Below are 26,876 nucleotides of genomic sequence, written 5' to 3'. Positions count from 1 at the left end.
CCTGCTCGGTAAGGCGCTGACTAAGGGTCCGAAGGCCGCGTCAGATCGCGTTCTGTCTGATTATTAGTAGGCCTGAGCGAGGCAGAGATTCGCGCGCTGCGGGTCTTTCGGATCGATGGGAAAGGCCCCGGGATTTTGTTCTACAAGCCGAGCGGCGGCAGGTTGTCTGGCGCCGGGATTTGTTGGACAGCGCTGTTCCGGCTGTATAAGTTTTGTCGCACCCGTTCGGGTTTTAGTCATATCTTTGCCGTTCGCCCCCCGGGAGGCACCGTTCACCCCGTACTTGGCGGTGGCCCCCGCTTCTGTGTCAGGATTCGGCGAATGCACGGGAGGGATTCAGCATGAAGGGGCCTGAGGAGCAGCAGCCAGGCGCGGGCCTGACCGAATCGTCGCCATCGCGCGTGGGCTGCTGGCCGGATCCGAATGTATTGGGGCTGGAGGCGGAGGAGGTCATCGCGCGCCTGCGCGAGGCAGCCGCGGCAGCGGACTGGGCCTGGTACCAGCGCCGCGGCAACTGGTGTCGCCTGGCGCAAGGCAATGCCGCGAGCGCCTGGCCGGCCCTGCTCGACGACGACGACCTGGCGCGTTACCGCGCCGATACGACGCTCGTCTGCCTGCCCACCGGAGGCGGTCCGACGCCACTGGGGTGGCTGCTCGGCCGACCCGATGGCCAGACCGACTTCGCCGCCCTGGCCCTGCGCTTCGGCTTCCTGCTGCAGCGCCTGCAACTCCAGCGTACCCAGGCCATCCAGCAGGTGCTCTACGACATCACCTACCTGGCCAGTTCGACGGTGGATCGCCAACTGTTCATGCAGCGCACCCATGAGTTGCTGGTGACGCTGATCGATGCGGAAAACCTCTGCCTGGCGCTGCTCGATCCCGGTGCCGACCGGATCCACTATCCCTATTACTTCGACCAGCGCGACGAGAGCCCGCCCGAGCCGGGCTCCTTCGAGCGGCTGGAGCGCGACCATCCGAGCATGACGGCCTATGTCCTCCTGCATGGCGAGCCCTTGCTGGTGCCCCGCGAGGTCATCGAGGTGGCGCAAGCACAGGGTCCCTACTATTGCCAGGGCACGGTGCCGGAATTCTGGATGGGCATCCCGCTCAAGGACGGCGCCGACCGGACCTTCGGCGTGCTCAGCCTGCAGGTCTACGATCGCGAGCGCCGCTATGGCAGCGAGGACCAGGCGCTGTTCCAGGTCATCGCCCGGGACGTGGCCATGGCCCTGGACCGCATCCTGCGGCGCGAGGATCTGGAGGCCACGGTAGGCTTGCGCACCCAGGAACTCTCCGAGCTCAACGCCCGACTGCGCGAGCAGATCGCCGAACGCGAGCGCGCCGAACAATTGCAGGCCGCGCTGTTCCGCATCGCCGAGCTGTCCAGCGTCAGCACCGACATGACCGAATTGCTCGGGGGACTGCACCGGGTGGTCGGCGAACTGCTCTATGCGCACAACTTCTACATCGCCCTGTACGACGATGCCTCGGACCAGGTGAGCTTTCCCTACTTCGCCGACGAGCGCCGCCACACCGCACCGGTGGCCCGGCGCCACAGCCGGGGCTATACGGAGTACACCATCCGCCAGCGGCGTCCCTGCCTGATCGATCGCGAGAAGGCGCACCGCCTGATCGAGCAAGGTGAGATCACCCCGGTAGAGGGCACGCCCGAAGCCTATTCCTGGCTGGGCATCCCGCTCTACGACGGCAAGCAGGTGCGCGGGGTGCTGGCGGTGCAGAGCTATCGCGAGGACGTCCGCTACAGCCGCCGCGACCAGGAGCTGCTCACCTTCGTCTCCCGCCATATCGACACCGCCCTGTCGCGGCGCAGTGCCGCGGAAGCCATCCAGCAATCGCGCCAGGCGCTGGAGGTGCGGGTGCAGGAGCGGACCAAGGCGCTGGATGACGCCAATGCCCGGCTGCTGTACGAGAACAACCACGATGCCCTGACCCGCCTGCCCAATCGGAGCTTCTTCCAGCAACGCCTGGGCGAGCTGTGGACGGCGCTGGAACGCGACGGCGCCGGTCTGGCGGTGATGTTCCTCGACCTGGATCGCTTCAAGCGGATCAACGACCAGTTCGGCCATCCCTTCGGTGACCTGCTGCTGGTCGCTGCCGGGCAACGGCTATCCAGCTGCCTGCGGGAAGGCGACCTGCTGGCGCGGCTGGGCGGCGACGAATTCGCCATCCTGGTGCCCGGCGGTGGCCTGGCGTCGCCGGTGGCCATCGCCCAGCGCATCATCGAGGCCTTCGACCGCCCCCTGGTATTCGATGACCACAGCCTGTTCGCGTCCTGCAGCATCGGCATCGTGGTGGCCGATCCGGCCCTGCATCGCCAGCCGGACGATCTGCTACGCGATGCCGACACGGCCATGTACCGGGTCAAGCAGGGCGGGCGCGACAACTTCGCGGTGTTCAACCAGGAGTTGCGCCAGGTGGTGTCCGACCAGGTGGTGCGCGAGGGCGCCCTGCGCAAGGCGCTGAAGAATGGCGACGAACTGGAGCCTTTCTTCCAGCCCATCATCGAGGTGATGACCGGGCGGGTGGCGGCCCTGGAAGCGCTGATCCGCTGGCGGCAGCCCGACGGTAGCGTGCTGGCGCCCGGCGCCTTCCTGCCCGAACTGGAGGGCCTGCGCCTGATCGGACGGCTGGACACCTACATGCTGACACGCATCGCCGCCATCCTCGCCGAGCCGGCCCAGGCCCACTGGCCGGTGGTGCACGTCAATTGCTCCAGCTACAGCATCGTCCGCCCGGAATTCGCCGACGAGGTGCTGAGCATCCTGGCGGCCCATGGGGTGGCGCCTTCGCGCATCTGCCTGGAGCTGACCGAGGGCGCCCTGGTCGCCGAGCCGGAGCGGGCCAAGGCCACCATGGAAGCCCTGGACCGCCAGGGTGTCTCGGTGGTGCTGGACGATTTCGGGGCGGGATTCTCGTCCCTGGGCTATGTCCACGAATACCGCTTTCGCGGGCTCAAGATCGACAAGTCCTTCGTGCTGCGCCTGGCCGAGAGCACTCGCAGCGTCGCCATCGTCCGGGCCATCGTGCGGATGGCCGAATCCCTGGGCCTGGATGTGGTCGCCGAAGGCGTCGAGGACGCCCAGGCCCTGCAGCTGCTCAAGAACATGGGCGCGCGGCACGCCCAGGGTTATCACTTCGCCCGGCCGCTGGAGCTGCTGGCGACCCGCCGCCTGCTGGCCAGCGCCACGGGCTAGAAGGCGACGCCCGCGACCAGGATCAGGTTGGTGTAGGGCTGGCACTCACCGGTGCGGATCTGCACCCGGGCGCCTTGGCAAAGCGCCTTCAATTCCGCATGGCTGACCAGCTGCCGTGGCCCCAGGGCGCCGTCCGCGGTCAGGCGTTCCAGTTCGGCCAGCGCCGGTGGCTGGGCGGTGAGGGTTTCCTCCGCGAGCACGTGGCTTTCCACCTGCATCTCGCTGAGCAGCGCCTGGAGCACGCTGACGAAAGTGGGAACGCCCGGGGTCACGGCCAGATCGACCAGGGGCGTGCCTGGTGGCACCGGCATACCGGCATCACCGATGACCACCCGATCGCCATGGCCGAGACTGGCCACGGCCTGGGATAGGGCGATGTTGAGCAGGGCGGTCTTCTTCACGGGGCGAGTTCCTGGCGAGTGGGGATGGACGGCTGGGCGCCGGGACGGGTGACGGCGATGGCCGCGGCGCGCTGGCCGAGGGCGATGGCGTCGGCGACGCTCAGGCCCTCGGCCAGGCCGGCGGCGAAACCGCCGAGAAAGGTATCGCCCGCGGCGGTGGTGTCCACCGCCTTGACCGGCGTGGCGGGATGATGGCGGCAAAGGTCGGCGCTGACTTCCAGCAGGCCCTGGCTACCCAGGGTCAACAGCACCTGGCGGGCACCGGCGGCGAGCAACTGGTGCGCGGCCGCCTCGGCCTGCGCCAGGTTCTCCACCGGCAGGCCGGTGAGCAGGCTGGCTTCGCTTTCGTTGGGTACCAGGTAATCGATGTGGGCGTACCACTCGGCCGGCAAGGGGCCGGTGGCCGGGGCCGGGTTGAGGATCACCGTCTTGCCCAGGGCATGGGCCCGGGCCAGGGCGGCGCCCACCGTGGCCAGTGGCACCTCCAGCTGGGCGATCACCAGCTTGGCCTGGTCGAGCAGGGCTTCCTGGGCCTGCAGGTGCGCGGCCGACAGCTCGCCGTTGCCGCCGGCGACGATGACGATGGCGTTCTGGCCCTGGTCGTCCACCAGGATGGAGGCGATCCCGGTGGGCACCTCGGCGGCCACCGAGACCGCCCGGCAATCGATGCCTTCCTGCCGCAGGCCCTGGGTCAGCAGCTCGCCATAGGGATCGGCGCCGACGCAGCCGATCATGGCGACCCGGGCGCCCAGCCGCGCGGCCGCCACCGCCTGGTTGGCGCCCTTGCCGCCGGGCGCGGTGGCGAAGGTGTGGCCGGCGAGGGTCTCGCCGCCCTTGGGCAGGCGCGGCGCGCGCACCACCAGATCCATGTTGAGGCTGCCGATGACGACGACGTCAGGGTGCATGGGAAGTCTCCAGAGCAGAAGGCGCTGCGGTGGATTCGCGCAGCACCAGCCGGGGTACGGCGATGTCGTGGGTGGAAGGACCGCCGACCGCTTCACGGCGCGCCAGCAGGAGCTGAGCGGCGCGTTCGCCGAGGTCGCGGATCGACTGGCCGATGGTGGTCAGGGCTGGATAGAGATAGCGGCTGAGTTCGATGTCGTCGAACCCTACGACGGAAAGCTCACCGGGGACGGCTAGCCCTTGCTCGGCAGCGGCGCGCAGCACGCCCAGGGCGATGGTGTCGTTGCCGGCGAAGATCGCGCTCGGGCGCTCCGCCCGGGCGAGCAACTCGCGCGCCGCGGCATGACCGGCCGCGGCGGTGAAGGGGCAGCGCTGGATGGCGCCAGGGCCTAGGCCGGCTTCCGCCAGGGCCTCCTGGAAGCCGCTGATCCGCTCGCTGGCGACCGGGGAGTCGGCCGGGCCACCGATGCAGGCGATCCGGCGATGGCCGAGTTCCAGGAGGTGGCGGGTGGCGAGCAGGCCGCCCTGGTGGTGATCGACGCGGATGTGCGCGGCCTGGACGCCGTCCAGCGGCCGGTCGGCCAGTACCAGGGGAATGCGCAGGCCGGCGAGGGCGCGCGCGAAGCGCGGATCGCCGTCCACGGTAGCCACCACCAGGCCATCGATCCGGCGTTCCTTGAGCACCCGCAGGTATCTCAGCTGCTTGTCCGCATCGTCGTCGGAATTACAGAGGATGACGCTGTAGCCCTGGCGCTCGCAGTGATCCTCGATGCCCCGGGCCAGCTCGGCGAAGTAGGGGTTGACCGCGTTGGGGACCAACACGCCGAAGGTGCCGGTAGCCCGGCTGCGCAGGGAGCGGGCGACGCCGCTGGGCACGTAGCCCAGTTCGGCGATGGCGGCCTCGACCTTGGCGCGCACGCCCGGGCTGACCGGACGGCTGTTGTTCACCACATGGGAGACCGTGGTGTAGGAGATGCCGGCGCGGGCGGCGACATCCTTGATGGTGGCCATCAGCCCTGTCTCTTGGCGCGCTGGCTACGGTAGGTGTCGAGGATCACCGCGACCACGATGACCGCACCGGTGATGATGCGCTTGGTCGGCTCGCTGGCGCCGACCTGCGCCAAACCCGCGGCCAGCACCGAGATGATCAGTACGCCGAAGAAGGTGCTGATCACCGAGCCGCGCCCGCCCATCAGGCTGGTTCCGCCGATCACCACGGCGGCGATCACCTGCAGTTCCAGGCCGACGCCGGCATTGGGGTCGGCGGCTTCCAGGCGGGAGATCTGGAACAGCGCGGCCAGGCCGGCGAGCAGCCCCATCAGGGCGAAGACGATGACCTTGTAGGGCTTGGGATTAATGCCCGCCAGGCGCACCGCCTCCTCGTTGGTACCGATGGCGATCAGGTAGCGCCCGAGCACCGAGCGGGTCAGCAGCAGCTGGGCGACCACGATCACCAGCAGGGCGATGACGAAGGAGGGCGAGATGCCGAAGGCGACAGGCGTCGACAGCCAGGCGTAGGCATCGCCGATGTAGGCGGTGCGCGAATCGGTCAGCTGGTAGGCGGCGCCGCGGGCCATCTCCAGCACGCCCAGGGAGACGATGAAGGAGGGGATGCGCCAGGCCACGGTCACGCTGCCGGTGAGGGTGCCGGTCAGGGCCGCGCAGAGCATGCCCAGGGCCGCCGCCGGCAGGATGCCCCAGCCCCACTCCAGGGTGGCGACGCTGACCACGGCGGCGGCCAGGGCCACCACCGAACCCACCGACAGATCGATGCCGCCGATGATCAGGATGAAGGTCATCCCGGTCGCCAGCACCATCAGGTCGGGGATCTGGTTGGCCAGGGTGGTGAAGGTGGCATAGGACAGGAAGTGACTGCTCAGTGCGGAGAACAGCACGATCATCGCCAGCAGCGCAGCGGCCAGGCCGACGTAGGTACCCAGGCCGAGGCCGAAGGCGCGCCGGGAGGAGGTGACGGGAAGACTGCTCATCGAATGGCTTCCTGAGAAAGGGGTTGCGGCGGGACAGGTTCCTCCAGCAGGGCTTCGCGAGAGCGATAGCCGGCGAAGGCGGCGGCCAGCAGCCGCTCCTGATCCCAGTCATGGCGGTCGAAGGTGGCTTCCAGGCGGCCGGCGGAAATCACGCCGATGCGATCGCAGATCAGCATCAGCTCGCGCAGGTCGCTGGACACCACCACCAGGGCCTTGCCCTGGCGGGTGAGTTCGGCCAGCAGGCCATAGATCTCGAACTTGGCGCCGACGTCGATGCCGCGCGTGGGTTCGTCGAACAGCAGCACCTGGCAGTCACGTTCGAGCCAGCGCCCGATTACCACCTTCTGCTGGTTGCCGCCGGAGAGTTCGCCCACGGGCTGGGCGCCGTCGTTGCAGCGGATGCGCATGCCCTTGATGTGGCGCTCGGCGAGGGCCGCCTCGCGGGTGCCGCTGACCAGGCCCTGCCGGGCGACCTTGGCCATGTTGCCGAGGGCCAGGTTGGCGCTGATCGGCTGGCTGAGCAGCAGGCCTTCGCCCTTGCGGTCCTCGGTGATCAGGGCGATACCCTGGCGCACGACCTTGGCCGGCGAACCCAGGTCGACCGGCTTGCCGGCCAGGCGGACCTCGCCGGAGTCAGCGCGGTCGGCGCCGAAGATTAGCCGCAGCAGTTCGGTACGACCGGCCCCGATGAGGCCGGAGATGCCATAGATCTCCCCGGCGCGGACGCTGAAGGAGACATCCTGGACCTTGTCGGCGCGATTGAGGCCGCTGACCTCCAGCAGCGGCGGGCCAAAGCGGCGCTCGCCCATGTCCAGGTGCTCGCCGAGATCGCGACCCACCATGAGGCTGACGATCTGGTCGATGTCGTGGTGCGCCATGGGCGCATCGGCCACCAGGCGGCCATCGCGCAGTACCACCAGTTGCTGGGCGATGCGCTTGAGCTCTTCCAGCCGATGGGAGATATAGACCAGCGCCACGCCCCGGGCGCGCAGCCGCTCGATCTGCTCGAACAGCAGTTCCACCTCGCGGGAGGTGAGCATGGCGGTGGGCTCGTCCAGGATCAGCACCCGGCAATCGCCGATCAGGTTGCGAGCGATCTCGACCATCTGCTGGTGACCCACGCCCAGTTCGGCGATGGGGGTGTCCGGGTCGATGGACTCCAGGCCGACCTGGGCCATGGCCAGCCGCGCCTGTTCGCGCAGCTGGCGCCGGTCGATCCAGCCCAGCCGGCGGGGCAGGCGGTCGAGAAAGAGATTTTCCGCCACGGTGAGGGTGGGCAGCAGATTGAGTTCCTGCATGACCATCCGCACGCCCTGGGCCTCCGCCTCGCGGCGGCTGCCCGGGGCATAGGCTCGGCCGAGAAAGCTCAGCTCACCGGTGGTGGGTTGCACCAGGCCACAGAGGATCTTGGACAGGGTGCTCTTGCCGGCGCCGTTTTCCCCGGTGAGCGCCAGCACCTGGCCGGCGCGCAACTCCAGGTCCACGCCGCCGAGTACCGGCTGTGCATAGGTCTTGCCGATGCCACGGGCGCTGAGGATGACCTCGGACGACATGGGGGCTCTCCTCGGCTCAGGGCTGGGTGACGAGTTCGACCGGCGTTTCGATCACCCCGTCCTTGGCCCCGGTGGGCTCGCCCTTGACCAGCTTCAGCGCGGCTTCGATGCCGAACACGGCCTGCTTGGCGGCGAACTGGTCGGCGGTGGCGAGGACGCGACCGTCCTTCAGCATCGGGTGGATGGCCTTGATGTTGTCGTAGCCGACCACCTGCACCTGGCCTTTCTTGCCGGCCGCGCGCACGGCGGAGACGGCGCCCAGCGCCATGCTGTCGTTGCCGGCCAGCAGGGCCTTGAGGTCCGGATACTCGTTGAGCATGGCCGCGGCGACGGCGTTGCCCTTGTCGATCTCCCAGTTGCCGGACTGCACACCGACGATCTTCATGCCGGCGGCTTCCATGGCGTCCTTGAAGCCTGCGGTGCGCTGCTGGGCGTTGGTGGTGGTGGAGACGCCCTCGATGATGCCGACCTGGTCACCCTGCTTGAGCTGCTTGGCCAGGTACTCGCCCACCAGGCGCGCACCCTTGCGGTTGTCGGGGCCGACGAAGGGGATGTCCAGGGACTTGGACTTGAGCACCTCGGGGTCCAGGCGGTTGTCGATGTTGACCACCTTGATGCCGGCGTCGCTGGCCTTCTTCAGCACCGGCACCAGCGCCTTGGAGTCCGCCGGGGCGATGACCAGGGCGTCGACCTTGGACACGATCATCTGCTCGACGATACGGATCTGGCTGGAGGTGTCGGTCTCGTCCTTGATTCCGTTGGAGATCAGGTCGAAATCGGCGGAATGCTCTTTCTGGTAGGTCTTGGCGCCGTCTTCCATGGTCAGGAAGAATTCGTTGGCCAGGGACTTCATGACCAGCGCGACCTTGGGCTTTTCGGCGGCCGTGGCATGACTGGCGGTGAGCGGCAGGATCAGCGAAGCGGAGGTGAGAGCGATAGCCGCCAGCAGGCGGGCAGGACGAAAGGCCAGCATAGGGGAATCTCCGAATTCTTATGGTTCTTGTGGTCGCGCAAACGTTTGCGCGACAGCGAGAATGTCCGCTTCGTTGGTAGCTGTCAATCGCAGGCACTACATGAATCGATTCAGCCAGCTTGGACGGCTGGTTGGCCCTGGCCGGGTAGGCCCCGGTATACTGCGCAATCGTGTTCAACCAGGCGCCCGGCGTCCGAGAGTCTCTGCCATGTCCTTTTCCGAATCCGCCCTGAAATCCCTCATCCGCGCCGTGCCCGATTTTCCCAAGCCGGGGGTGATCTTTCGGGACATCACGCCACTGTTCCAGTCGCCCGAGGGTCTGCGCGCGGTCATGACGGCCCTGCTGGAGCGCTATCGCGCGGCGCCCTTCACCCATGTCGGGGCGCTGGATGCACGGGGATTCCTCATCGGCCCGATCCTGGCCTACGAACTGGGCAAGCCGCTGGTGCTGTTCCGTAAGCAAGGCAAATTGCCGGCCGAATTGCTGACCGAGGTCTACAGCACCGAGTACGGCGATTCGGTGATCGAGGTGCACAAGGACAGCGTCGGCGCAGGTGATTCGGTGCTGCTGGTCGACGACCTCATCGCCACCGGCGGTACCCTGGTCGCTGCCGGCAACCTGATCCGCCGCCTGGGCGCCGAGGTCCATGAAGCCGCCGCCATCGTCGACCTGCCCGAGCTGGGCGGCTCCAAGCGCCTGGAAGCCGCTGGCATCCCGACCTTCGCCCTGACGAGCTTCGCGCTGTCGGAGTATTGATCGGGTATAGGCGTTACCAGCCAGGCCCATAGCGTGGAAAACCGCGCAGCGTTTTCCACCTGGTGCCAAGGCCGGTCCGTGGACAAGGCTGCGCCGTTGTCTACCCTACGAGTCTGGCATCCTCACCTTCGCCCCGACGAGCTTCGCGCTGTCGGAGTATTGATCGGGTATAGGCGTTACCGGCCAGGCCCGTAGCGTGGAAAAGCGCGCAGCGTTTTCCACCTGGTGCCAATGCCGGTCCGTGGACAAGGCTGCGCCGTTGTCCACCCTACGAGTCTGGCATCCTCACCTTCGCCCCGATGGGCTTCGCGCTATCCGACTATTGATCGGGTACAGGCGTTACCAGCCAGGCCCGTAGCGTGGAAAACCGCGCAGCGTTTTCCACCTGGTGCCAAGGCCGGTCCGTGGACGAGGCTGCGCCGTTTCCACCCTACGTTCTATCGGAGTATTGATGAGGTCATGCGCCCGCTGAGTGGCTTTATCGCGGCCATGGGCCGCTCCTACCAGGCCTGTAGGAGCGGCCCATGGCCGCGATTGATGTCGCCTGAGGGCCTATCAAAGCCCCGCTAGCGGACTTCTCGGCTCCAGCGGATACAGGTCCACCTCGTCCGCCAGCTTGGGCAATTCGTCGAGGAAGGCGAGGGTGTGCGGCTGGTTGAAGTGATCGTCCTGGGCCGCCACCGAGGCCCAGCGGGCCTGGATCACCCAGAGATCGCCGTCTTCGCTGCCTTGGAATACCTGGTAGTCCAGGCAGCCAGGGTCCTGGCGGGCCAGCGGCGCCAGATCCAGCAGATGGGCGCCCAGCGCCGGGGAGCGTTCGGGCTGGGCCCTGAGCAGGGTGAGGCTATGGACGTCCGGCATGGGCAGGGCTCCTGGAGGTTTCGGGATTCGACCCTCCAGGGCGGCGGACGTCGCGGTGGGCTCAGCGATTGATCAGGCTGAGGAATTCGGCGCGGGTGGCGTCGCTGGCGCGGAATTGACCCAGCATCACCGAGGTGACCATGGAGGAATTCTGCTTCTCCACCCCGCGCATCATCATGCACATGTGCTGCGCCTCGATCACCACGGCCACGCCGGCCGCACCGGTGACCTTCTCGATGGCCTCGGCGATCTGCCGGGTCATGTTCTCCTGGATCTGCAGGCGGCGGGCGAACATGTCGACGATGCGCGCCACCTTGGACAGCCCCAGCACCTTGCCGCTGGGCATATAGGCCACGTGCGCCTTGCCGATGAAGGGCAGCATGTGGTGCTCGCACAGGGAATACAGCTCGATGTTCTTGACCAGCACCATCTCGCTGTTGTCCGAGGTGAAGAGGGCGTCGCCCACCACTTCCTCCAGCGTCTGGCTGTAGCCGCGGCAGAGATACTGCATGGCCTTGGCGGCCCGCTTGGGCGTATCCACCAGCCCCTCCCGGCCGATGTCTTCGCCGAGTCCGGTCAGAATCGAGGAGTAGTGCTGTTCGAGAGACATTTGGGTTCCTGTTTATCGATAAGGAAGAAGGCGCTCGGATGAGACGTCACCCGAGTCACAGACTCATTCGTCGCGACCTTCGAGCATGGTGCGCTTGAGCAAGACATAAAGCGAGCCGGTACCGCCGTGGCGGGGCAGGCAGGAGGTGAAGCCCAGCACCTGGGGATGCTGGCGGAGCCAGGTGTTGACGTGACTCTTGATCAAGGGGCGGCGGCCATCCAGGCGGGCGGCCTTGCCATGGGTCACGCGGACGCAGCGGATCTCCAGGCGCGTCGCCTCGGCGAGGAAGTCCCAGAGGGTTTCCCGGGCCTTCTCCACGGTCATGCCGTGCAGGTCGAGGCTGCCCTCGAAGGGGATCTGGCCCCCCTTGAGGCGCCTCAGCTGAGCGTCCTGCAGACCGTCGCGCCCCCAGTAGAGTTCGTCCTCGGCGCCGACATCGATGACGAAGGCGTCGCTCAGGCCATCGACCCGGATGCTAGCAGTGGTCCGGATCGCATCGGCCCGGCGCTGGGCGATCTGCCCCGCATTGGCGCGCGGCTTGCCGGTGTCGGCGTGGTCCTGCTTGAGCGGACGGATCCCGCGGGTGAAGTCAGCGAAAGAGGCATCGTCGTCGTGCATGGCGTTCTCCGGTACAGGGCGTCATTCTACCGGGGGGTCAGGCCGCGTGCAGCAAGAGGTGCACCGCGGCCAGCGCGGCCCTTTGCCGCTCGGCCCAGTCACCGCTGATTTCCAGGGTGGCTTGTCCATGGGCCTGCAACCACTCCCGGCAGCGCTCGAAGAAGGCGAGACGTTCGCCCAGCCCCGGCTGACAGCGCTGGCCGTCGTCCTGCCAGGCGACGCCGCGGGGATCGAGCAGCAGATGCAGATCGTAGCGGCGGGCGAGCAGGGCGGGTTCCAGCCAAGCGGGCGCGGAGCCGAACAGCAGTCGGCTCCACAGCAGGTTGCTGAGCAGATGGGTATCCAGCAGCAACAGCGGCGGGGCGGTCGCGCGGGCGATGTCTTCCCGGCGGAGCTGTTCCCGAGCGATCACCTCCACATCCGCCAGGGTGGTCTCGGTGCCATGCCGCGCGCAGTACTCGCGCACGTATTCGTCCACCTGCACGGCGCCGAAGTGCTCGCTCAGGGTGGTGGTTAGCCAGGACTTGCCACTCGACTCCGGGCCGGTCAGCACCACGACCTTCATCGCCGGTGCACCAGCGCCCAGCGCCAGTCGCGCCAGCCGTAGGCCGCCAGGCCGACGAACACGGCGTAGAGGACGGCGGTGGGGTAGAGCCCCTTGTAGTAGAAGAGGCCGACGTAGATGACATCCAGCACGAACCAGAGCGCCCAGCATTGCAGGCGCTTCTGCGCCATCCAGAACTGGGCGACCAGGCTGAAGGCGGTCAGCGCCGCATCCAGCCAGGGCAGCGCGGCGTCGGTATGGGTGCCCATCAGATAGCCGAGCAGGACGCTGCCGGCCGCGCCGACGGCCAGGCCACCGGCGATCGGTTTCGCGCCGAGCGAGGTGACCGTCCGCCCCTGATGCTCCTGGCCGCCGCGCAGCCACTGCCACCAGCCGTAGAGTTGCAGCACCGCGTAGACGCACTGCAACAGCATGTCCGAGTAGAGCTTCACGTCGTAGAAGATCCAGACGTAGAGCACCACCATCACCAGGCCGATGGGCCAGCCCCAGATGTTTTGCCGCACGGTGAGCCAGACCGCGACGATGCCCAGGACGGCGGCGACCAGCTCCACCGTGGACATGCCCATGAAGGTGGCGAGGGGTTCCAGAAACGACATGCTTCACATCCGGAGAGATTCGATTCGCCATTGTACGGCACCTATTGGCCGTTCATCGGTCTCTTCAACCGGTCTCGCTCTGGTAAGGTGCCGGGCGGCCACACGCCGCACTTGTTGTCCTGGGTACCGCGAAGGGCTACGCCCCGCGGAGCGTCACGGTTCGAACCCCGTTGCCGCCGGAGCCTGCCGCTCCGGCTACCTGCAAATGTTTCACTTGGATGGAGTAATACCATGGACCTATGGAGTGCCTTGCAGGCGCTGATTCTGGGGATCGTCGAGGGCATCACCGAGTTCCTGCCCATTTCCAGTACCGGCCACCAGATCATCGTCGCCGATCTGATCGGCTTCGGCGGAGAAAGGGCCATCGCCTTCAACATCATCATCCAGCTGGCGGCCATCCTGGCCGTGGTCTGGGAATACCGCACCAAGATCTTCGAGATCGTCACCGACCTGCCGCGCAAGTCCTATGCCCAACGTTTCACCGGCAACCTGATCATCGCCTTCTTGCCCGCCGCCGTGCTGGGCGTGATCCTCGGCGATCTGATCCATGAATACCTGTTCAACCCGATCACCGTGGCCTTCGCCCTGGTGATCGGCGGCGTGATCATGATCTGGGCGGAGAAGCGTACCCACCGCATCCGCGTGGAAGAAGTCGACGACATGCGCTGGCACGATGCCCTCAAGGTCGGCTGCGCCCAGTGCCTGGCGATGATCCCCGGCACCTCGCGCTCCGGCTCCACCATCATCGGCGGCCTGCTGTTCGGCCTGTCGCGCAAGGCGGCCACCGAGTTCTCCTTCTTCCTGGCCATGCCGACCATGGTGGGCGCGACCGTCTACTCGGTCTACAAGTACCGCCACCTGTTCACCGCCAGCGATGTGCTGGTATTCGGCGTCGGCTTCGTCACCTCCTTCATCTTCGCCATGCTGGCGGTCAAGGCCTTGCTCAAGTTCATCGGCAAGCACAGCTACGAGGTGTTCGGCTGGTATCGCATTGTCTTCGGCCTGCTGATCCTGGCCACCTGGCAGTTCGGCTGGATCGACTGGCACGCGGCCAAGGCGGCCGGGTGAAGCCCGAGCAGGAACCCCAGAGCCGGCGCAAGCCGGCTCGTGCGTCCAAGCAGTCCACGGCGTCGAAGAGCACCCCGCGCGGCGCGGCGCCGACGCCCTATCAGCAACGCGCGGCCATCGCCCGCCAGGACATGTTGCTGCTGCTGCAGATCGGGGTCTTCGTACTGCCCCTGGTCGGCCTGCTGTCGCTGGCGATCGGCCGCGGGATGCTCTGGCCGCTGGCGTTGTACCTGCTGGCCAGCGTCGTCACCTTCCTGCTCTACCGGCATGACAAGCAGCGGGCCCGCGACAAGGGCTGGCGGGTGCCAGAGCGGGCGCTGCACCTGGGTGAATTGCTCGGCGGCTGGCCCGGCGCCCTGATCGCCCAGCAGCGTTTCCGCCACAAGACGGTCAAGGTGCGCTTCCGCCTGGTGTTCTTCGCCATCGTGGCGCTGCACCAGTTGCTGTGGCTCGATGTGCTCTGTGGGGGCGTGCTGCACCGCCAGTTGCCGCTCTTCTAGGGCCTGGGCAGCGCGGTCGGGAGTGATGGGCTAGGCTTGGCAGGCGAACGCCGCCCCTTGCCCAGGAGATACCCGTTGCGCCTTCCTCCCTCGCTGCTTTCCTCACTGCTGCTGTCCTTGACCCTCTCCGGCTGCGCGTCCAGCCCGAAGGCGACGCTCCCCCAGGCCCCGGAAGCCGCTTCCGGCTATCGGGCGGGGCTCGTGGCCAGCGAGGCCAGGCGTGCCATGGCAGCCGCGGCCAATCCACTGGCCGCCGAGGCGGGACGGGAGATCCTGCTTCAGGGCGGCAGCGCCATCGATGCCGCCATCGCCATGCAGGCCGTCCTGACCCTGGTCGAGCCGCAGTCCTCCGGTATCGGGGGTGGCGCCTTCCTGCTCTATTGGGACGGCCGTAGGGTCCAGGCCTACGACGGTCGCGAGACCGCGCCAGCCGGTGCCACGGAGCGCCTCTTCCTGCATGCGGATGGCACTCCCATGGCCTTCGAGGAGGCCCGCATCGGCGGGCGCTCGGTGGGCGTGCCGGGGGTGTTGCGCGCGCTGGAACTGGCCCACCGCGACCATGGCAAGCTGGCTTGGCCGACCCTGTTCGAACCGGCCATCCGCCTGGCGCGGGACGGCTTTCCGCTGTCGCCGCGGCTGTACAACCAGCTCGTCCAAGACCCCTTCCTCAAGCAGTCGCCCGAGATGGCCGCCCTCTACCTGGATGCCCAGGGCCAGGTGAAGCCGGTGGGCACCCGCCTGCGTAACCCGGCGCTCGCCGACAGCCTGGCGCTGATCGCCAGGGAGGGGGCCGGGGCGCTCTATCGCGGCGAGCTGGCCCAGGCCATCGCGACGGCCGTCCAGGGCAGCGCCAATCCCGGCAGCCTGAGTCTTGCCGATCTCGCCCGCTACCGCGCCAAGGCCCGTGCGCCGCTGTGCACGGACTATCACCGCTGGCGCGTCTGCGGCATGCCGCCGCCGGCCGGCGGCCTCACCGTGGCCCAGACGCTGGGGATCCTGCAGGCGCTGGAGGCGCGCGACCCCGCCTGGGCCTTGGCGCCGCTGCGCCCCGTGCCCACCTCGCTACCGGCGGCCCAGGAGCCGCGCCCGGAGGCGGTCCATCTGATCGCCGAAGCCGAGCGCCTGGCCTATGCCGATCGCGCCCAGTACGTGGCCGATCCGGAGCAGGTGCCGGTGAACGTCAAGGGTCTGCTCGATCCTGGGTATCTGGCCAGTCGTGCGCAGCAGGTCGGCGAGCGCAGCCTGGGCAAGGCCACGCCGGGGGTTCCGCCCGGCCCGACCCTGGCCTGGGCGCCGGATCGCTCGCCGCTGCGCATCTCCACCTCCCAGGTGGTGGCGGCGGATGCCTGGGGCGGCGCTCTGTCCATGACCACCACGGTAGAGAGCTACTTCGGTTCCCACCTGATGGTGCAGGGCTTCATGCTCAACAACCAGCTGACGGACTTTTCCTTCCTGCCGCGGGAGAAGGGCCTGCCCGTGGCCAACCGGGTGGAGCCCGGCAAGCGGCCACGGTCCACCATGTCGCCGACGCTGGTGTTCGATCGAGACAGCGGCGAGCTGGTCGCCGCGCTGGGTTCGCCGGGTGGTTCGCAGATCGCCGGCTACGTGGTCAAGACCCTGGTCGGCTTGCTGGACTGGCAACTGGATGCCCAGGCGGCGGCAGGACTGCCTAATTTTGGCAGCCGCAATGGGCCTACCGAGCTTGAAAGAGGCGAGACCACGGCCGGGTTGCGCCAGGCGCTGGAGGCGCGCGGCCATGAGGTGCGCGAGGACGAGATGACCAGTGGCATCCAGGTCATTCGGCGGGTGGGATCAGGCTGGCAGGGCGGTGCCGATCCGCGGCGGGAGGGCGCGGCGTTGGGGGATTAGGCGGGCGTCGGAGGGCGATAGCCCCTCACCCCAACCCTCTCCCAAGGGGAGAGGGGGCGGTTTTGCTGGGGTGGGGAACGTCAGGAGCAGGGATGGCCCGCCAGTGGGCCATCCAGGTGGGGTCAGGCCGGCTGGTCGAGCTGAAGCACGCGGGTCGTGCGTTCCCGCACTTCGCGCAGCAGCTCCGGCTCTTCCGCCAGCTTGTGACCGAAGGCCGGGAACATGGTGCGCAGCTTGGCCTGCCAGTCTTCGCTCTGGAAGCGGCTGGGGAAGCAGCGCTCGACCAGGGTCAGCATGATGGAGACCGAGGTGGAGGCACCAGGGGAGGCGCCCAGCAGGGCGGCGATGGTGCCGTCACCGGAGGCGACGATCTCGGTGCCGAATTGCAGCACGCCGCCTTTCTGCGGATCCTTCTTGATGATCTGCACCCGCTGGCCGGCCACTTCCAGGCGCCAGTCCTGCTTGCGCACGGCGGGGTAGAAGGCGCGCAGCTCCTCGACGCGCTGGTCGAAGGACTGCAGTACCTGGCCGACCAGGTAGCGGGTCAGCGGCATGTTGTCCCGCGCAACGGCGAGCATCGGACCGATGTTGCCCGACTTGATCGACTTGGGCAGGTCGAGGAAGGAGCCACGCTTGAGAAACTTGGTGGTGAAGCCAGCGAAGGGCCCGAACAGCAGGGACTTCTTGCCATCCACGACGCGGGTGTCCAGGTGCGGGACCGACATCGGTGGCGAGTTGACGCCGGCCAGGCCATAGACCTTGGCCTGGTGCCGTTCGACGATGTGCGGGTCGTCGCAACGCAGCCACTGGCCGCTCACCGGGAAGCCGCCGTACCCGGCGCCCTCGGGAATGCCGGATTTCTGCAGCAGGGGGAGGGCCGCGCCACCCGCGCCGAGGAAGACGAACTTGGCGACCAGCGTGCGCGTGGCACCGGAACGGCTGTCCTCGATGGTCAGGCGCCAGCGCTGGTCCGCCTCGCGGCTCAGGTCCACCACCTTCTGGTTGTAGCTGACCTTGGTACCGCTGCGGGTCTGCAAGTGGCCCAGCAGGCTCATGGTCAGGGCGCCAAAGTTGACGTCGGTGCCGCCACCCACATGGGTCGCCGCCACGGCTTCGGTGGCCGGCCGGCCTTCCATCACCAGGGGCATCCACTCGCGCAGCTTGGCGTGGTCTTCGGAATACTCCATGCCGTCGAAGCAGGCGTGGTCCTTGAGCGCCTCGTAGCGCTTGCGCAGGAAGGCCATGTCCTTGGCACCATGGACGAAGGACATGTGCGGCACCGGGCTGATGAAGGCGCGCGGCGAGCCGAAGTGACCTTCCTCGACCAGGTAGGACCAGAATTGCTTGGACGCCTCGAACATCGCGTTGATGCTGAGCGCCTTGGTGATGTCGATGCTGCCGTCCGCCTTTTCCGGCGTGTAGTTCAACTCGCAGAGGGCCGCATGGCCGGTTCCGGCGTTGTTCCAGGGGTTGGAACTCTCCGCCGCGCCTACGTCGAGCAGCTCGAGCACCTCGACGGTACTCGTGGGCTCCAGTTCCTTGAGCATGACCGCCAGGGTCGCGCTCATGATTCCCGCGCCGACGAAAACGAAATCCGACTCTTCGTTACCACTGTGCATTCATCGTACTCCTGAGACAGTGTCTCGCTTTACACCTGAGGGAGCGCGGGCGTCGGAGCCCGCGCTCGAGTTGGGCAACCCCGGGCTGACCGCGAACGGCCAGGCAGGGGCGAGCAACCGGTAGGGCATGGCAGTCAGTTGCGACAGCGGCCGTCCGGCAATGTTCTGATTTATCGAGCGGGGAGCAAGGGGCCTGGCGGACCGGAGGAGGCCGGTGCCAGGCGGGGAGATCGGGATGCGACAGGGAACCCGTCGAGCGTGCCGGGAGGGGGCGCTACGTGTTACGAGACGTGGCAGGAGACCCCTGGTCTCCCGGCGCAAACGATAGGTGATGATCGCGGCGATCCTGGTCGTGTACCCGTTTCGGTGCGAAATGATACCTAGGGTAACTGTTTAGGGCACCCTCTATTTTTTTCGTGTAGTGGATCCTGCGATCCACTACACGGGTGGGGCGGTCAGCCGTTGATGCCCTGGCTGCGCAGGTAGTCGTCGTAGCTGCCGCTGAAATCCACTACGCCGCTCTCGCTCATGTCGAGGATGCGCGTGGCCAGCGAGGAGACGAATTCACGGTCGTGGCTGACGAAGATCAGGGTGCCCGGATAGTTTTCCAGCGCCAGGTTCAGCGCCTCGATGGATTCCATGTCGAGGTGGTTGGTGGGTTCATCCATCACCAGCACGTTGGGCTTCTTCAGGATCAGTTTGCCGAACAGCATGCGACCCTGCTCGCCACCGGAGATGACCTTGACCGATTTCTGGATGTCGTCGCTGGAGAACAGCATGCGGCCGAGGGTGCCGCGTACCAGTTGCTCCCCGCCTTGCGTCCACTGGCCCATCCAGTCGAACAGGGTCGTGTCGTCGGCGAAGTCATCCGCGTGGTCCTGGGCGAAGTAGCCGACGTCGGCGCTGTCGGTCCATTTCACCTCGCCGCTCTGCGGCGTCAGTTCACCCACCAGGGTGCGCAGCAGGGTGGTCTTGCCGATCCCGTTGGGGCCGATGATGGCGACCCGCTCGCCGGCTTCGATCTGCAGGCCCAGGCGCTTGAACAGCGGGGTGCCATCGAAGCCCTGGGTAACGTTTTCCAGCGTCACCGCCTGGCGGTGCAGCTTCTTGTACTGCTCGAAACGGATGAAGGGGCTGACCCGACTGGACGGCTTGACCTCGTCCAGCTGGATCTTGTCGATCTGCCGCGCCCGGCTGGTGGCCTGCTTGGCCTTGGAGGCGTTGGCCGAGAAGCGGCTGACGAACTGCTGCAGTTCGGCGATCTGGGCCTTCTTCTTGGCGTTGTCCGACAGCAGCCGCTCGCGGGCCTGGGTGGCCGCGGTCATGTACTCGTCGTAGTTGCCGGGGAACAGGCGCAGCTCGCCATAGTCCAGGTCGGCCATGTGGGTGCAGACGCTGTTCAGGAAGTGACGGTCGTGGGAAATGATGATCATGGTGCTGTTGCGCGCGACCAGGATGCCTTCCAGCCAGCGGATGGTGTTGATGTCCAGGTGGTTGGTCGGTTCGTCGAGCAGCAGCAGTTCCGGATCGGAGAAGAGGGCCTGGGCCAGCAGCACGCGCAGCTTCCAGCCGGGCGCGACGGCGCTCATGGGGCCGAAGTGCTGGTCCTGCGGAATGCCCAGGCCCAGCAGCAGTTCGCCGGCACGGGCTTCGGCGGTGTAGCCGTCGAATTCGGCGAACTGCACCTCCAGTTCGGCCACGGCCATGCCGTCGTCTTCGCTCATTTCCGGCAGAGAGTAGATGCGGTCGCGCTCGGCCTTGACCTTGGCCAGTTCGGCGTGGCCCATGATCACGGTGTCGATGACCGTGCAGTCTTCATAGGCGAACTGATCCTGGCGCAGCTTGCCCAGGCGGACGTTGGGTTCGAGCATCACCTGGCCGCCGGTGGGTTCGAGATCGCCCCCGAGGATCTTCATGAAGGTGGACTTGCCGCAGCCGTTGGCGCCGATCAGGCCATAGCGGTGGCCGTTGCCGAATTTGACGGACACGTTCTCGAACAGCGGCTTGGCGCCAAACTGCATGGTGATGTTAGCGGTGGAGATCAAAGGGCTTACCTGTAAAGGGTTTCAGGCTGGTTCGATTGCCGCCGGGGCCAATTTGGGGCCAATCTGCAGCTTTGCGATTTCGTTCCAGTCGGATTGGGAGGAGATCCAGCGGGCATAGGTCGATAGCAGCATCTGCACGCTGTGGCCTAGCTGGCCTGCAATGAAGGCGGGGTTCATGCCCGACATGAGGCATATTGTGGCATAGGTGTGGCGGCAGTTGTACGGCGGCCGATGGCGGATGCCTAGGGCATCGAGTGCCGGTCTCCATTGGTGGTGGACGTCTGACGTCTGCTTCACGTGCTTGGCGTTCTTCGACGGCGGGAAGACGAACGGTTTCTTCTTGGTCTTGCCCGAGCCCTTCCGACGCCGCTCGGTGTGCTGCTGGGTGGAGCGCAGGGCGTGGGTCGACCGTTCGTTGAGGCAGCTGGGCAGGTTGTACGTCCGGCCTCAGCGCATCGCTGCGGCGGTGCTGGAGGGGATGCGCACGCCTGCAGAGATCTTCCGGATGATCACCAAGACATCGCCGACCATGCTCATCGGCAAGGGGCCGGACGAGGACAAGGACGAGAGCACCGCGTCTGGGTGGCCAAGAGCACCCCGGGTTTCGGCGTGTCAGCCTTCCCAGTGCTGCATGACATCCTCGGCGCCGCCCTGAGCGGTCATCCGGGATCCATATCACCGGCCTGATAGGCGATTAACGCGTGGCGTCAGCTTGGTTCGGCGGTGAGTGGCGCGGTAACCGGTGAAAAGGAGCTTGGCGCAGTGGCGAAATCGGCCATCACGGCCGGCGGCTATCTGCTCGGCGTCCCCGTGAAGCCAATCACCTGCCAGGATGCGTACCTGTGAAATCTGGCCGCGGGCTAAGTGACTCCGGCCAGTAGGCTCTCGTAAGGGATTTTCAGGCCTTCATGCAGGCGCTTGATCATCGAAATGCTCAGGCGTCGCTTGCCGCTCAGAACTTCTGATACCCGCCCACTAGGCCCTATGTATTTCTCGAGGTCCCTCGGCGTCAGGCCTTGCTGCTCCATACGGAATTTGATGGCATCAATTGGGTTCGCCGGGCCTATTGGATAGTGCTTGTTCTCGTAGGCCTCAATCAGGGTCACCAAAACTTCCATTTCGTCAGCCTCGGGCGTGCCTTCCTGGGCCTGGAAAACCGCCTCGAGCCGCAGAAAGGCGGCACGAAGGTCGTCGTCGTTGCGGATCGGCTTAACATTCATTGACTGTCTCCACGTTGATCTCGTCGTAGCGAGCATGGGTTCCGACAAACTTGACCCAAGCAATGCCAGCCCTGTACTGCATTTCGACGACCAGGCGGTACTTGTTACCGCCGATGTTGAATGCCACCCGGTTGTTACCACAGATGCTGGCAGTGCCGATCTGGTGCTTTACATCCTGGGGCGTCTTCCAGTTGGCTTTTGTGGCGATGTCATGCCAGATTTCCAGCGGTGTTTGTGCGTCTTGCTGGCCTTGCACCTGCCAAAACTTCACCAAGGTGCTTTTTGCGATAACTCGCATCAAGGCGGCTCTCCCATTTTGGGAGATTTTATTCCTCGGACTTGATCAGTACAAGTGCTGGCCGGAGGTCGCTGTTGGATAGTCGGGAAGCCGACCGCATCACCCATCGAGGCCGTTACCCGGGCCGGCGATCGATCCCTCAAGCAAACCCAGCGCCGCGGGCTGAGCAGGACCTTGTTCCCTGCGAAGGCAGCATCAGACGACAGCCCGATCCTGGGCGCCACGGTGGGGGGAGCTGACAGGCATGACGATCATCTCCAGCGCCTGGAAAAACGGCGCGACGAGCTGGTAGAGACCGTGCCGCGTGATGTTGACCCAGCTACCTGGGCGGGTGCCGGCAACGCTCCGATGGACATGACCCAGCAGGAGCGCGGGATCCCTACCGGTGCCGGAAGATGGCCACGGCCACCGTCGCCCTGCTGGGCAAGGTCCATAACATCGTCGGCGCCCACACGGCGGCGAGCGCCGGAACCGGCAGGGACCAGGGTGACCTTAACCGGGACATAGCCCGGGCCTAGCGTGAGGCGGCGGCGTTGCTGGAGCGCATGCGGCAGGGACGGGTCGTTCCGGTCGGGTAGGGCGGAGATCCAGTGGGGGCGGTGAGGTGCTGGCCGCTAACCGTCCGGGTGGGGCACCACCTTCCACACGGCTTCCGTCAGCTGATCCAGGGTCCAGGGCTTGTGCAGGAAGGGTACGCCCGGGGGGATGTCATTGCGCAGGCCGGCATAGCCGGACATCAGGACGAAGGGCACCGAGGGCCAACGCTCGGTGACGATCTTCGCCAGCTGGATGCCGTCGATCACGCCTGGCATCCGGACGTTGGATACCACCAGGTTCACCTGTTGCCAATGCAACTCCAGGAACTGCAGCGCCGCATCGGCGGTACCAAAGGTTTCCACCTGAAAGCCTTCCTGCTTCAGGACTTCGCGAACCAGGGCCTGCAGCAGCAATTCGTCTTCGGCGACGACCGCCAGCAATGGCTCGGCGTTGGCAGAGCGGTTGGGCGTATCCATGGGCAGGTATTCCGGGCAGTAGGTCACCTTGAGTCTAGTCGGGTGATGGCATTCTGGGTGCCGGATTGTACGGGCGGACTCCCGTTCCGAGCCCATTCGGCCGTTGTGCGCTGAGATCCGCCCCTGATCGAGCGCCTGGCGACGTATGGTGAACGCCTCGGTGAAACCTCTCTGGGTAGCGGCCTACTAACGCTGGAGACTTACCGGCACAGGAGCCACCCCATGCATGCATCCGTTACCGCGACAACCCGCACCGTTCATCCGCTGGCCTGGTGGCTGGGCGGTGATCAGGCTCCCTTGAACGATTCGGACATGGCCGACGAGGAGATCGACACCGAGATTCCCGACGAGGTGGTCGAAAACCTGACCGAGCCACCCAAGGCGCCTGCGCCCATTCCCGATCCGGGTCCGCTCTGACCGACGCTGCTGTTTCCACTGCTTTCCTTCGCGTCCAGTCTTGCGAAAGACGCAAGGCTGCCTCGCGAAAATGAGGTGTAACAAAACATGTATTCCGGTTAGGTTGTTGGCCAGTGCGCCTTAGCGACCGAGGGAGGTAGAGCGACGTCCGGCGAGCGGCGCCCGTTCACAACCGCCAGGAGCACGCCCATGTATCCCACGCTACCCACTGCACTGCAGCGACTTAATCTTCCCTTGCGGATCCGTATCGACCAGGGGCCGGAGCTCGAGCTGGGCGCCGCGCCGCGGGTCACCCTGGTGGTGAAGGATCCGCAGGTGCTGGCCGATCCCCGGCAGCTCAATCTGGATGCCCTGGGACGGGCCTTCGTGGAGTCGCGGATCGACCTGGAAGGGGATATCCAGGAAGTCATCGAGATTGGCGATCGGTTGAGCCAGGCGCTGGCAGCTGTGGCGCCGTCGACGGACGTTGCTCCTCAGCCCCATGACAAGGCGACGGACGCGTCGGCGGTCGCCTATCACTACGACCTGTCCAATGACTTCTATCGTCTCTGGCTCGATCCGGAGCTGGTCTATTCCTGCGCCTATTTCAAGACCGGCGCGGAAGACCTGGCGACCGCCCAGCGTGACAAGCTGGAGTTGCTCTGCCGCAAATTGCGCCTCCAGTCGGGCGAGCGATTGCTCGACGTGGGCTGCGGCTGGGGCGGCCTGGCACGTCACGCGGCGCGGGAGCACGGGGTGCAGGTGCACGGCATCACCCTGTCGCGGGAACAGCTGGAAGGGGCGCGGGCACGGGTAGCCGCGGAAGGGCTGGCCGACCAGGTCACCCTGGAGCTGCTGGACTACCGCGACCTGCCGGACGATGGCCGCTACGACAAGGTGGTCAGTGTCGGCATGTTCGAACACGTCGGCCTGGCCAACCTGCCGCTGTATTTCCGCACGCTGTTCAACGCCGTCCGCCCGGGTGGACTGGTGCTCAACCACGGCATCACCGCCCTGCACGCCGATGGGCGGGCGGTCGGTCATGGCGGTGGTGACTTCATCGACCGCTACGTCTTCCCCCACGGCGAACTGCCGCACCTTTCTCTCGCCGTCGCCGAGATGAGCGCGGCAGGCCTGGAAGTCGTGGATGTCGAGAGTTTGCGCCGCCACTATGCGCGTACCCTCGACTTCTGGAGTGCGGCGCTGGAGGCGCGCCTGGAGGAGGCGGCGCGGCTGGTGCCGGCGGAGGCATTGCGCATCTGGCGCCTGTACCTGCCGGGCTGCGCCTATGCCTTCCGCAAGAACTGGGTGAACATCCACCAGCTGCTCGCCGCCCGGCCCCATGCTGACGGCCGGATCGAGCTGCCCTGGTCGCGCGGGGATATCTACGGCTGAGCGACCCCGCGCTCAGCGAGCGCCCGGCGGTAGAGCAGGGCGCTCAGGCCCAGGCCGGCGAGGGCCATCAGCCCGGCGAACAGGAAGATGGCGCTGAAGCCGAAGCCGTTGGCAATGGCGCCGGCCAGCGGACCGGTGATGCCCAGAGCCAGATCCAGGCACAGCGAATAGGCGCCCAAGGCCGCGCTGCGGTTAGTGGGCGGCACCTTGACGATGGCTTCAACGCCCAGTGCCGGGTAGACCAGCGAGAGGCCGAACCCGGCCATGGCGGCACCGATAAGGGCCATCTGCGGGGTGACCGCCAGCCACAGCAGCAGGAGGCCCAGGGTTTCCACCGTGAAGCAGGCCAGGGCGACCCGGAAGCCGCCTAGCGTATTGATGGTGCCGGCGAACAGCAGGCGGGCGCAGATGAAGGCACCGCCGAAGGCGGTCAGGCAGAAGGCCGCGTTGGGCCAGCCATTGCTGGCGTAGTAGAGGGTGACGAAGGTGGCGATGGCGCCGAAGCCGATGGAGCTCAGCAAGAGGCACAGGCCGAAGGGGCTGATGCGCCAGAATACCTTGTGGAAGGGGAGCCGCTCACCGGCGATGACCGGCGCCGGTACCTTGTTCCAGGCCAGTGCCAGACCCAGGGCGCCGAGCAGGGCGATGGACACGCCCAGGCTCCACAGCCCCAGCCCTGCCACCATGGCGACGCCGAGCGGGGCGCCGATGGCCAGGGCACCGTAGGCGGCGATGCCATTCCAGGAGATGACCTTGCTCACGTGCTGCATGCCGACGCTGCCCATGCCCCAGCTCAGGCAGCCCGTGCCGATCAACGCCTGGGACATGCCCAGGATCACCCGGCCGACGATCAGCAGGCCGAGGCTGAGCGGCGGAACGGACTCCAGGGCGGTGGCCGCCAGGGTCAGGACGCCACAGGCGACGCAACCGAACAGCCCATAGATGACCCCGCGCTTGGCACCGATGCTGTCCGCCAGCTTGCCGGCAAGCGGCCGGGTGAAGAGGGTGGCCAGGTACTGGATGCTGATCGCCAGCCCGGCGATCACCGAGCCGTAGCCGAGATCGTCATGCACGTAGCCTGGCAGGATCGCCAGCGGCAGGCCGATGGCGAGGAACAGCAGGAAACTGAAGATGACGATGGAAACGATGCGCAAGTTGACGGCGAGCGCGGTGTCCAGCGGGGCGGTGGTGGTCATGGCTGTTCTCGCGAGGACGCGTCGAAACGGCGGAGGAGGCGGATGCTGAGGGCCAACCCGGCCAGCGCGGCCAAGGCCGCACAGAGGAAGCTGGCGGCATAGCCGAAATGGGTGGCCACCGCGCCGATGAGCGGGCCGGTCACCGCCAGCGACAGGTCGATGAACACCGAGTACCCCGCCAGGGCGGCCCCGCGATTGGAGGCTGGTACCCGCTGAACGGCTTCCACGGCGAGGGCGGGAAACACCAGCGAGAAACCGATGCCGGTGAGGGCGGCGCCGACCAGGGCGGTGGTCATGCCGGGTGCGAGCCAGAGCGTGGCCAACCCCACGGCTTCCACGCCGAGGCTGACGATGGCCACGCGAAAGCCGCCATGCCGGTTGATGGCGTTGGCGAACACCAGGCGCACGCCGATGAAGAAACAGCCGAACACCGAGAGGCACAGCGCCGCGCCGCTCCAGCCCTGGCTGGCGTAGTAGAGGGTGATGAAGGTGGCCAGGGTGCCGAAGCCGATGCCCCCCAGCGCCAGGCCGAGCCCATAGGGCAGCACCCGTCCCAGCACCGTGGTGAAGGGCAGGCGGTCGCCGCGTACCGGCACGATGGGCGGGCGCGGCTTGGCGATGCGATAGCCCAGGATCGCCAGGCCGATGATGCTGGCGCCCATGATCCACAGGCCGAGGCCGTCGACCAGCACCACGCCCAGGGGCGCGCCTATGGCCAGGGCGCCATAGCTGGCGACGCCATTCCAGGAGATCACCTTGGCGGTGTTGCTGGGTCCGACCCGGCCGATCGCCCAGGAGATGGCGCCGGTGCCGGACAGGCTCTCTGCGCAGCCCAGCACCAGTCGGCCCAGCAACAGCGCCGCCAGACTGACCCAGGGCCAGGCCTGCAACAGTACCGACGCCAGCATCAGCACCCCGCTTATGCCACAACCCAGCATCCCGTAGAGCACCGACTGCTTGGCACCCACGGTGTCGATGATGCGCCCGGCGTGGGAGCGCGAGAGCAGGGTGGCCAGGTACTGGCTGCTGATCACCAGACCGGCGATGATGGAGTTGAAGCCCAGCTCGCCATGCACATAGCCCGGCAATACGGCCAGGGGGATGCCGATGATAAGGTAGGCGATGAAGGTGAACAGCACCGTACCCAGGGTGATGCGGGTGGCCAGGGCGGGCGAGGGTGCGGGCGGCAGGCTTGCGGTAGACATCGGACTCGAGAG

General features: G+C 66.7%; 25 protein-coding genes and 1 pseudogene. 7 read left to right on the top strand and 19 right to left on the bottom strand.

Annotated features, from left to right (window positions below; all coding sequences use genetic code 11):
- The first annotated feature begins 341 nt into the window (after nucleotides 1-341).
- Nucleotides 342-3,215: a sensor domain-containing phosphodiesterase gene (locus FSV73_RS02030; protein ID WP_145003108.1), complete on the top strand. Its 2,874-nt coding sequence runs from the start codon at nucleotides 342-344 to the stop codon at nucleotides 3,213-3,215.
- Here FSV73_RS02030 and rbsD read toward each other — a convergent pair.
- Genes rbsD through FSV73_RS02000 form a run of 6 tightly spaced genes read right to left on the bottom strand, consistent with a single transcriptional unit; the run spans nucleotide 3,212 to nucleotide 9,033 of the window.
- Nucleotides 3,212-3,616: a D-ribose pyranase gene (rbsD, locus tag FSV73_RS02025; RefSeq protein ID WP_145003105.1), complete on the bottom strand. Its 405-nt coding sequence runs from the start codon at nucleotides 3,614-3,616 to the stop codon at nucleotides 3,212-3,214. The genes FSV73_RS02030 and rbsD overlap by 4 nt on opposite strands.
- Complete coding sequence (gene rbsK, locus FSV73_RS02020) at nucleotides 3,613-4,521, bottom strand: ribokinase (RefSeq protein WP_145003102.1); 909 nt, start codon at nucleotides 4,519-4,521, stop codon at nucleotides 3,613-3,615. Before rbsK ends, rbsD begins: the two co-directional genes overlap by 4 nt.
- Nucleotides 4,511-5,530, bottom strand: coding sequence for a LacI family DNA-binding transcriptional regulator (locus tag FSV73_RS02015; RefSeq protein WP_145003099.1), 1,020 nt, complete (start codon nucleotides 5,528-5,530; stop codon nucleotides 4,511-4,513). Before FSV73_RS02015 ends, rbsK begins: the two co-directional genes overlap by 11 nt.
- Complete coding sequence (locus tag FSV73_RS02010) at nucleotides 5,530-6,507, bottom strand: ABC transporter permease (RefSeq protein ID WP_145003096.1); 978 nt, start codon at nucleotides 6,505-6,507, stop codon at nucleotides 5,530-5,532. The genes FSV73_RS02015 and FSV73_RS02010 overlap by 1 nt, the downstream gene beginning before the upstream one ends.
- Nucleotides 6,504-8,060, bottom strand: a complete 1,557-nt coding sequence (locus FSV73_RS02005) for a sugar ABC transporter ATP-binding protein (protein WP_145003093.1) — start codon at nucleotides 8,058-8,060, stop codon at nucleotides 6,504-6,506. The genes FSV73_RS02010 and FSV73_RS02005 overlap by 4 nt, the downstream gene beginning before the upstream one ends.
- 16 nt (nucleotides 8,061-8,076) lie before the next feature.
- Nucleotides 8,077-9,033, bottom strand: a complete 957-nt coding sequence (locus tag FSV73_RS02000; protein WP_145003090.1) for a sugar ABC transporter substrate-binding protein — start codon at nucleotides 9,031-9,033, stop codon at nucleotides 8,077-8,079.
- A 208-nt stretch (nucleotides 9,034-9,241) separates the two neighbouring features.
- On the opposite strand from FSV73_RS02000, the gene FSV73_RS01995 reads away from it, so the two are divergent.
- Complete coding sequence (locus tag FSV73_RS01995; RefSeq protein ID WP_145003087.1) at nucleotides 9,242-9,790, top strand: adenine phosphoribosyltransferase; 549 nt, start codon at nucleotides 9,242-9,244, stop codon at nucleotides 9,788-9,790.
- Between the two features lie 555 nt (nucleotides 9,791-10,345).
- Here the strand turns inward: FSV73_RS01995 and FSV73_RS01990 are convergent.
- From FSV73_RS01990 to pnuC, 5 genes are all read right to left on the bottom strand, one after another.
- Entirely contained in the window at nucleotides 10,346-10,651 is a 306-nt protein-coding gene (locus FSV73_RS01990; protein WP_145003084.1) for a putative quinol monooxygenase, read from the bottom strand.
- 61 nt (nucleotides 10,652-10,712) lie between these two features.
- Nucleotides 10,713-11,261, bottom strand: coding sequence for a GTP cyclohydrolase I FolE (gene folE, locus FSV73_RS01985; protein WP_059229501.1), 549 nt, complete (start codon nucleotides 11,259-11,261; stop codon nucleotides 10,713-10,715).
- A 63-nt stretch (nucleotides 11,262-11,324) separates the two neighbouring features.
- A complete protein-coding gene (locus FSV73_RS01980; RefSeq protein ID WP_145003081.1) occupies nucleotides 11,325-11,879 on the bottom strand; it encodes a Smr/MutS family protein in 555 nt (184 codons plus the stop codon).
- Nucleotides 11,880-11,916: 37 nt separating this feature from the next.
- Complete coding sequence (locus tag FSV73_RS01975) at nucleotides 11,917-12,444, bottom strand: AAA family ATPase (protein WP_145003078.1); 528 nt, start codon at nucleotides 12,442-12,444, stop codon at nucleotides 11,917-11,919.
- Nucleotides 12,441-13,004 (bottom strand): nicotinamide riboside transporter PnuC, encoded by a 564-nt coding sequence (pnuC, locus tag FSV73_RS01970; RefSeq protein ID WP_145004171.1) that lies wholly within the window; start codon nucleotides 13,002-13,004, stop codon nucleotides 12,441-12,443. The genes FSV73_RS01975 and pnuC overlap by 4 nt, the downstream gene beginning before the upstream one ends.
- A 267-nt stretch (nucleotides 13,005-13,271) precedes the next feature.
- On the opposite strand from pnuC, the gene FSV73_RS01965 reads away from it, so the two are divergent.
- The 3 genes from FSV73_RS01965 to FSV73_RS01955 all read left to right on the top strand — a co-directional run bounded on the left by FSV73_RS01965 (nucleotide 13,272) and on the right by FSV73_RS01955 (nucleotide 16,477).
- Entirely contained in the window at nucleotides 13,272-14,108 is an 837-nt protein-coding gene (locus FSV73_RS01965; RefSeq protein WP_145003075.1) for an undecaprenyl-diphosphate phosphatase, read from the top strand.
- The gene (locus tag FSV73_RS01960) at nucleotides 14,105-14,608 is read left to right on the top strand and encodes a DUF1294 domain-containing protein (protein ID WP_145003072.1); all 504 of its coding nucleotides are present in this window, start codon (nucleotides 14,105-14,107) and stop codon (nucleotides 14,606-14,608) included. Before FSV73_RS01965 ends, FSV73_RS01960 begins: the two co-directional genes overlap by 4 nt.
- A gap of 75 nt (nucleotides 14,609-14,683) precedes the next feature.
- A complete protein-coding gene (locus tag FSV73_RS01955) occupies nucleotides 14,684-16,477 on the top strand; it encodes a gamma-glutamyltransferase family protein (RefSeq protein ID WP_145003069.1) in 1,794 nt (597 codons plus the stop codon).
- Nucleotides 16,478-16,599: 122 nt separating this feature from the next.
- Here FSV73_RS01955 and mqo read toward each other — a convergent pair whose 3' ends face one another.
- The 6 genes and pseudogenes from mqo to FSV73_RS01925 form a co-directional block, all read right to left on the bottom strand.
- Nucleotides 16,600-18,096, bottom strand: a complete 1,497-nt coding sequence (mqo, locus tag FSV73_RS01950) for a malate dehydrogenase (quinone) (protein ID WP_145003066.1) — start codon at nucleotides 18,094-18,096, stop codon at nucleotides 16,600-16,602.
- Nucleotides 18,097-18,551: 455 nt separating this feature from the next.
- Nucleotides 18,552-20,141 carry an ABC-F family ATPase gene (locus FSV73_RS01945; RefSeq protein ID WP_145003063.1) on the bottom strand — a complete coding sequence of 530 codons (1,590 nt, stop codon included), beginning with the start codon at nucleotides 20,139-20,141 and terminating at the stop codon, nucleotides 18,552-18,554.
- Between the two features lie 21 nt (nucleotides 20,142-20,162).
- Nucleotides 20,163-20,561: pseudogene (locus FSV73_RS01940) on the bottom strand (tyrosine-type recombinase/integrase); the annotation flags it as partial.
- A gap of 440 nt (nucleotides 20,562-21,001) precedes the next feature.
- Complete coding sequence (locus FSV73_RS01935) at nucleotides 21,002-21,361, bottom strand: helix-turn-helix domain-containing protein (RefSeq protein ID WP_145003060.1); 360 nt, start codon at nucleotides 21,359-21,361, stop codon at nucleotides 21,002-21,004.
- Entirely contained in the window at nucleotides 21,351-21,659 is a 309-nt protein-coding gene (locus tag FSV73_RS01930; RefSeq protein ID WP_145004165.1) for a type II toxin-antitoxin system HigB family toxin, read from the bottom strand. The genes FSV73_RS01935 and FSV73_RS01930 overlap by 11 nt, the downstream gene beginning before the upstream one ends.
- A 614-nt stretch (nucleotides 21,660-22,273) precedes the next feature.
- A complete protein-coding gene (locus FSV73_RS01925) occupies nucleotides 22,274-22,699 on the bottom strand; it encodes a response regulator (RefSeq protein WP_260856008.1) in 426 nt (141 codons plus the stop codon).
- A gap of 195 nt (nucleotides 22,700-22,894) precedes the next feature.
- Between FSV73_RS01925 and FSV73_RS01920 the strand changes: the two genes are divergently transcribed.
- Nucleotides 22,895-23,089, top strand: a complete 195-nt coding sequence (locus tag FSV73_RS01920; RefSeq protein ID WP_145003057.1) for a hypothetical protein — start codon at nucleotides 22,895-22,897, stop codon at nucleotides 23,087-23,089.
- A 189-nt stretch (nucleotides 23,090-23,278) separates the two neighbouring features.
- Nucleotides 23,279-24,463 (top strand): C17 cyclopropane fatty acid synthase CfaB, encoded by a 1,185-nt coding sequence (cfaB, locus tag FSV73_RS01915; RefSeq protein ID WP_145003054.1) that lies wholly within the window; start codon nucleotides 23,279-23,281, stop codon nucleotides 24,461-24,463.
- On the opposite strand, the gene FSV73_RS01910 is transcribed toward cfaB, so the two are convergent.
- Together FSV73_RS01910 and FSV73_RS01905 are read right to left on the bottom strand one after the other, a co-directional pair.
- Complete coding sequence (locus tag FSV73_RS01910; protein ID WP_145003051.1) at nucleotides 24,454-25,659, bottom strand: MFS transporter; 1,206 nt, start codon at nucleotides 25,657-25,659, stop codon at nucleotides 24,454-24,456. The two genes, cfaB and FSV73_RS01910, sit on opposite strands and share 10 nt — an antisense overlap.
- Nucleotides 25,656-26,864, bottom strand: a complete 1,209-nt coding sequence (locus tag FSV73_RS01905; protein ID WP_145003048.1) for an MFS transporter — start codon at nucleotides 26,862-26,864, stop codon at nucleotides 25,656-25,658. The genes FSV73_RS01910 and FSV73_RS01905 overlap by 4 nt, the downstream gene beginning before the upstream one ends.
- Nucleotides 26,865-26,876 lie beyond the last annotated feature (12 nt).

Source organism: Pseudomonas oryzihabitans (assembly GCF_007665395.1).
Classification (GTDB): Bacteria; Pseudomonadota; Gammaproteobacteria; order Pseudomonadales; family Pseudomonadaceae; genus Chryseomonas; species Chryseomonas psychrotolerans_C.
The sequence above is the reverse complement of the archived record's forward strand: the minus strand, read 5'-3'. Positions and strand labels throughout refer to the sequence as shown.

Bases quoted from the DNA above. Each gene is read 5' to 3' on its own strand.
- FSV73_RS02030 (WP_145003108.1), top strand. From the start codon at position 342: ATGAAGGGGCCTGAGGAGCAGCAGCCAGGCGCGGGCCTGACCGAATCG.
- rbsK (WP_145003102.1), bottom strand. From the start codon at position 4,521: ATGCACCCTGACGTCGTCGTCATCGGCAGCCTCAACATGGATCTGGTG.
- FSV73_RS02015 (WP_145003099.1), bottom strand. From the start codon at position 5,530: ATGGCCACCATCAAGGATGTCGCCGCCCGCGCCGGCATCTCCTACACC.
- FSV73_RS02010 (WP_145003096.1), bottom strand. From the start codon at position 6,507: ATGAGCAGTCTTCCCGTCACCTCCTCCCGGCGCGCCTTCGGCCTCGGC.
- FSV73_RS02005 (WP_145003093.1), bottom strand. From the start codon at position 8,060: ATGTCGTCCGAGGTCATCCTCAGCGCCCGTGGCATCGGCAAGACCTAT.
- FSV73_RS02000 (WP_145003090.1), bottom strand. From the start codon at position 9,033: ATGCTGGCCTTTCGTCCTGCCCGCCTGCTGGCGGCTATCGCTCTCACC.
- FSV73_RS01995 (WP_145003087.1), top strand. From the start codon at position 9,242: ATGTCCTTTTCCGAATCCGCCCTGAAATCCCTCATCCGCGCCGTGCCC.
- FSV73_RS01990 (WP_145003084.1), bottom strand. From the start codon at position 10,651: ATGCCGGACGTCCATAGCCTCACCCTGCTCAGGGCCCAGCCCGAACGC.
- folE (WP_059229501.1), bottom strand. From the start codon at position 11,261: ATGTCTCTCGAACAGCACTACTCCTCGATTCTGACCGGACTCGGCGAA.
- FSV73_RS01980 (WP_145003081.1), bottom strand. From the start codon at position 11,879: ATGCACGACGACGATGCCTCTTTCGCTGACTTCACCCGCGGGATCCGT.
- FSV73_RS01975 (WP_145003078.1), bottom strand. From the start codon at position 12,444: ATGAAGGTCGTGGTGCTGACCGGCCCGGAGTCGAGTGGCAAGTCCTGG.
- pnuC (WP_145004171.1), bottom strand. From the start codon at position 13,004: ATGTCCACGGTGGAGCTGGTCGCCGCCGTCCTGGGCATCGTCGCGGTC.
- FSV73_RS01965 (WP_145003075.1), top strand. From the start codon at position 13,272: ATGGACCTATGGAGTGCCTTGCAGGCGCTGATTCTGGGGATCGTCGAG.
- mqo (WP_145003066.1), bottom strand. From the start codon at position 18,096: ATGCACAGTGGTAACGAAGAGTCGGATTTCGTTTTCGTCGGCGCGGGA.
- FSV73_RS01935 (WP_145003060.1), bottom strand. From the start codon at position 21,361: ATGAATGTTAAGCCGATCCGCAACGACGACGACCTTCGTGCCGCCTTT.
- FSV73_RS01930 (WP_145004165.1), bottom strand. From the start codon at position 21,659: ATGCGAGTTATCGCAAAAAGCACCTTGGTGAAGTTTTGGCAGGTGCAA.
- FSV73_RS01920 (WP_145003057.1), top strand. From the start codon at position 22,895: ATGCATGCATCCGTTACCGCGACAACCCGCACCGTTCATCCGCTGGCC.
- cfaB (WP_145003054.1), top strand. From the start codon at position 23,279: ATGTATCCCACGCTACCCACTGCACTGCAGCGACTTAATCTTCCCTTG.
- FSV73_RS01910 (WP_145003051.1), bottom strand. From the start codon at position 25,659: ATGACCACCACCGCCCCGCTGGACACCGCGCTCGCCGTCAACTTGCGC.
- FSV73_RS01905 (WP_145003048.1), bottom strand. From the start codon at position 26,864: ATGTCTACCGCAAGCCTGCCGCCCGCACCCTCGCCCGCCCTGGCCACC.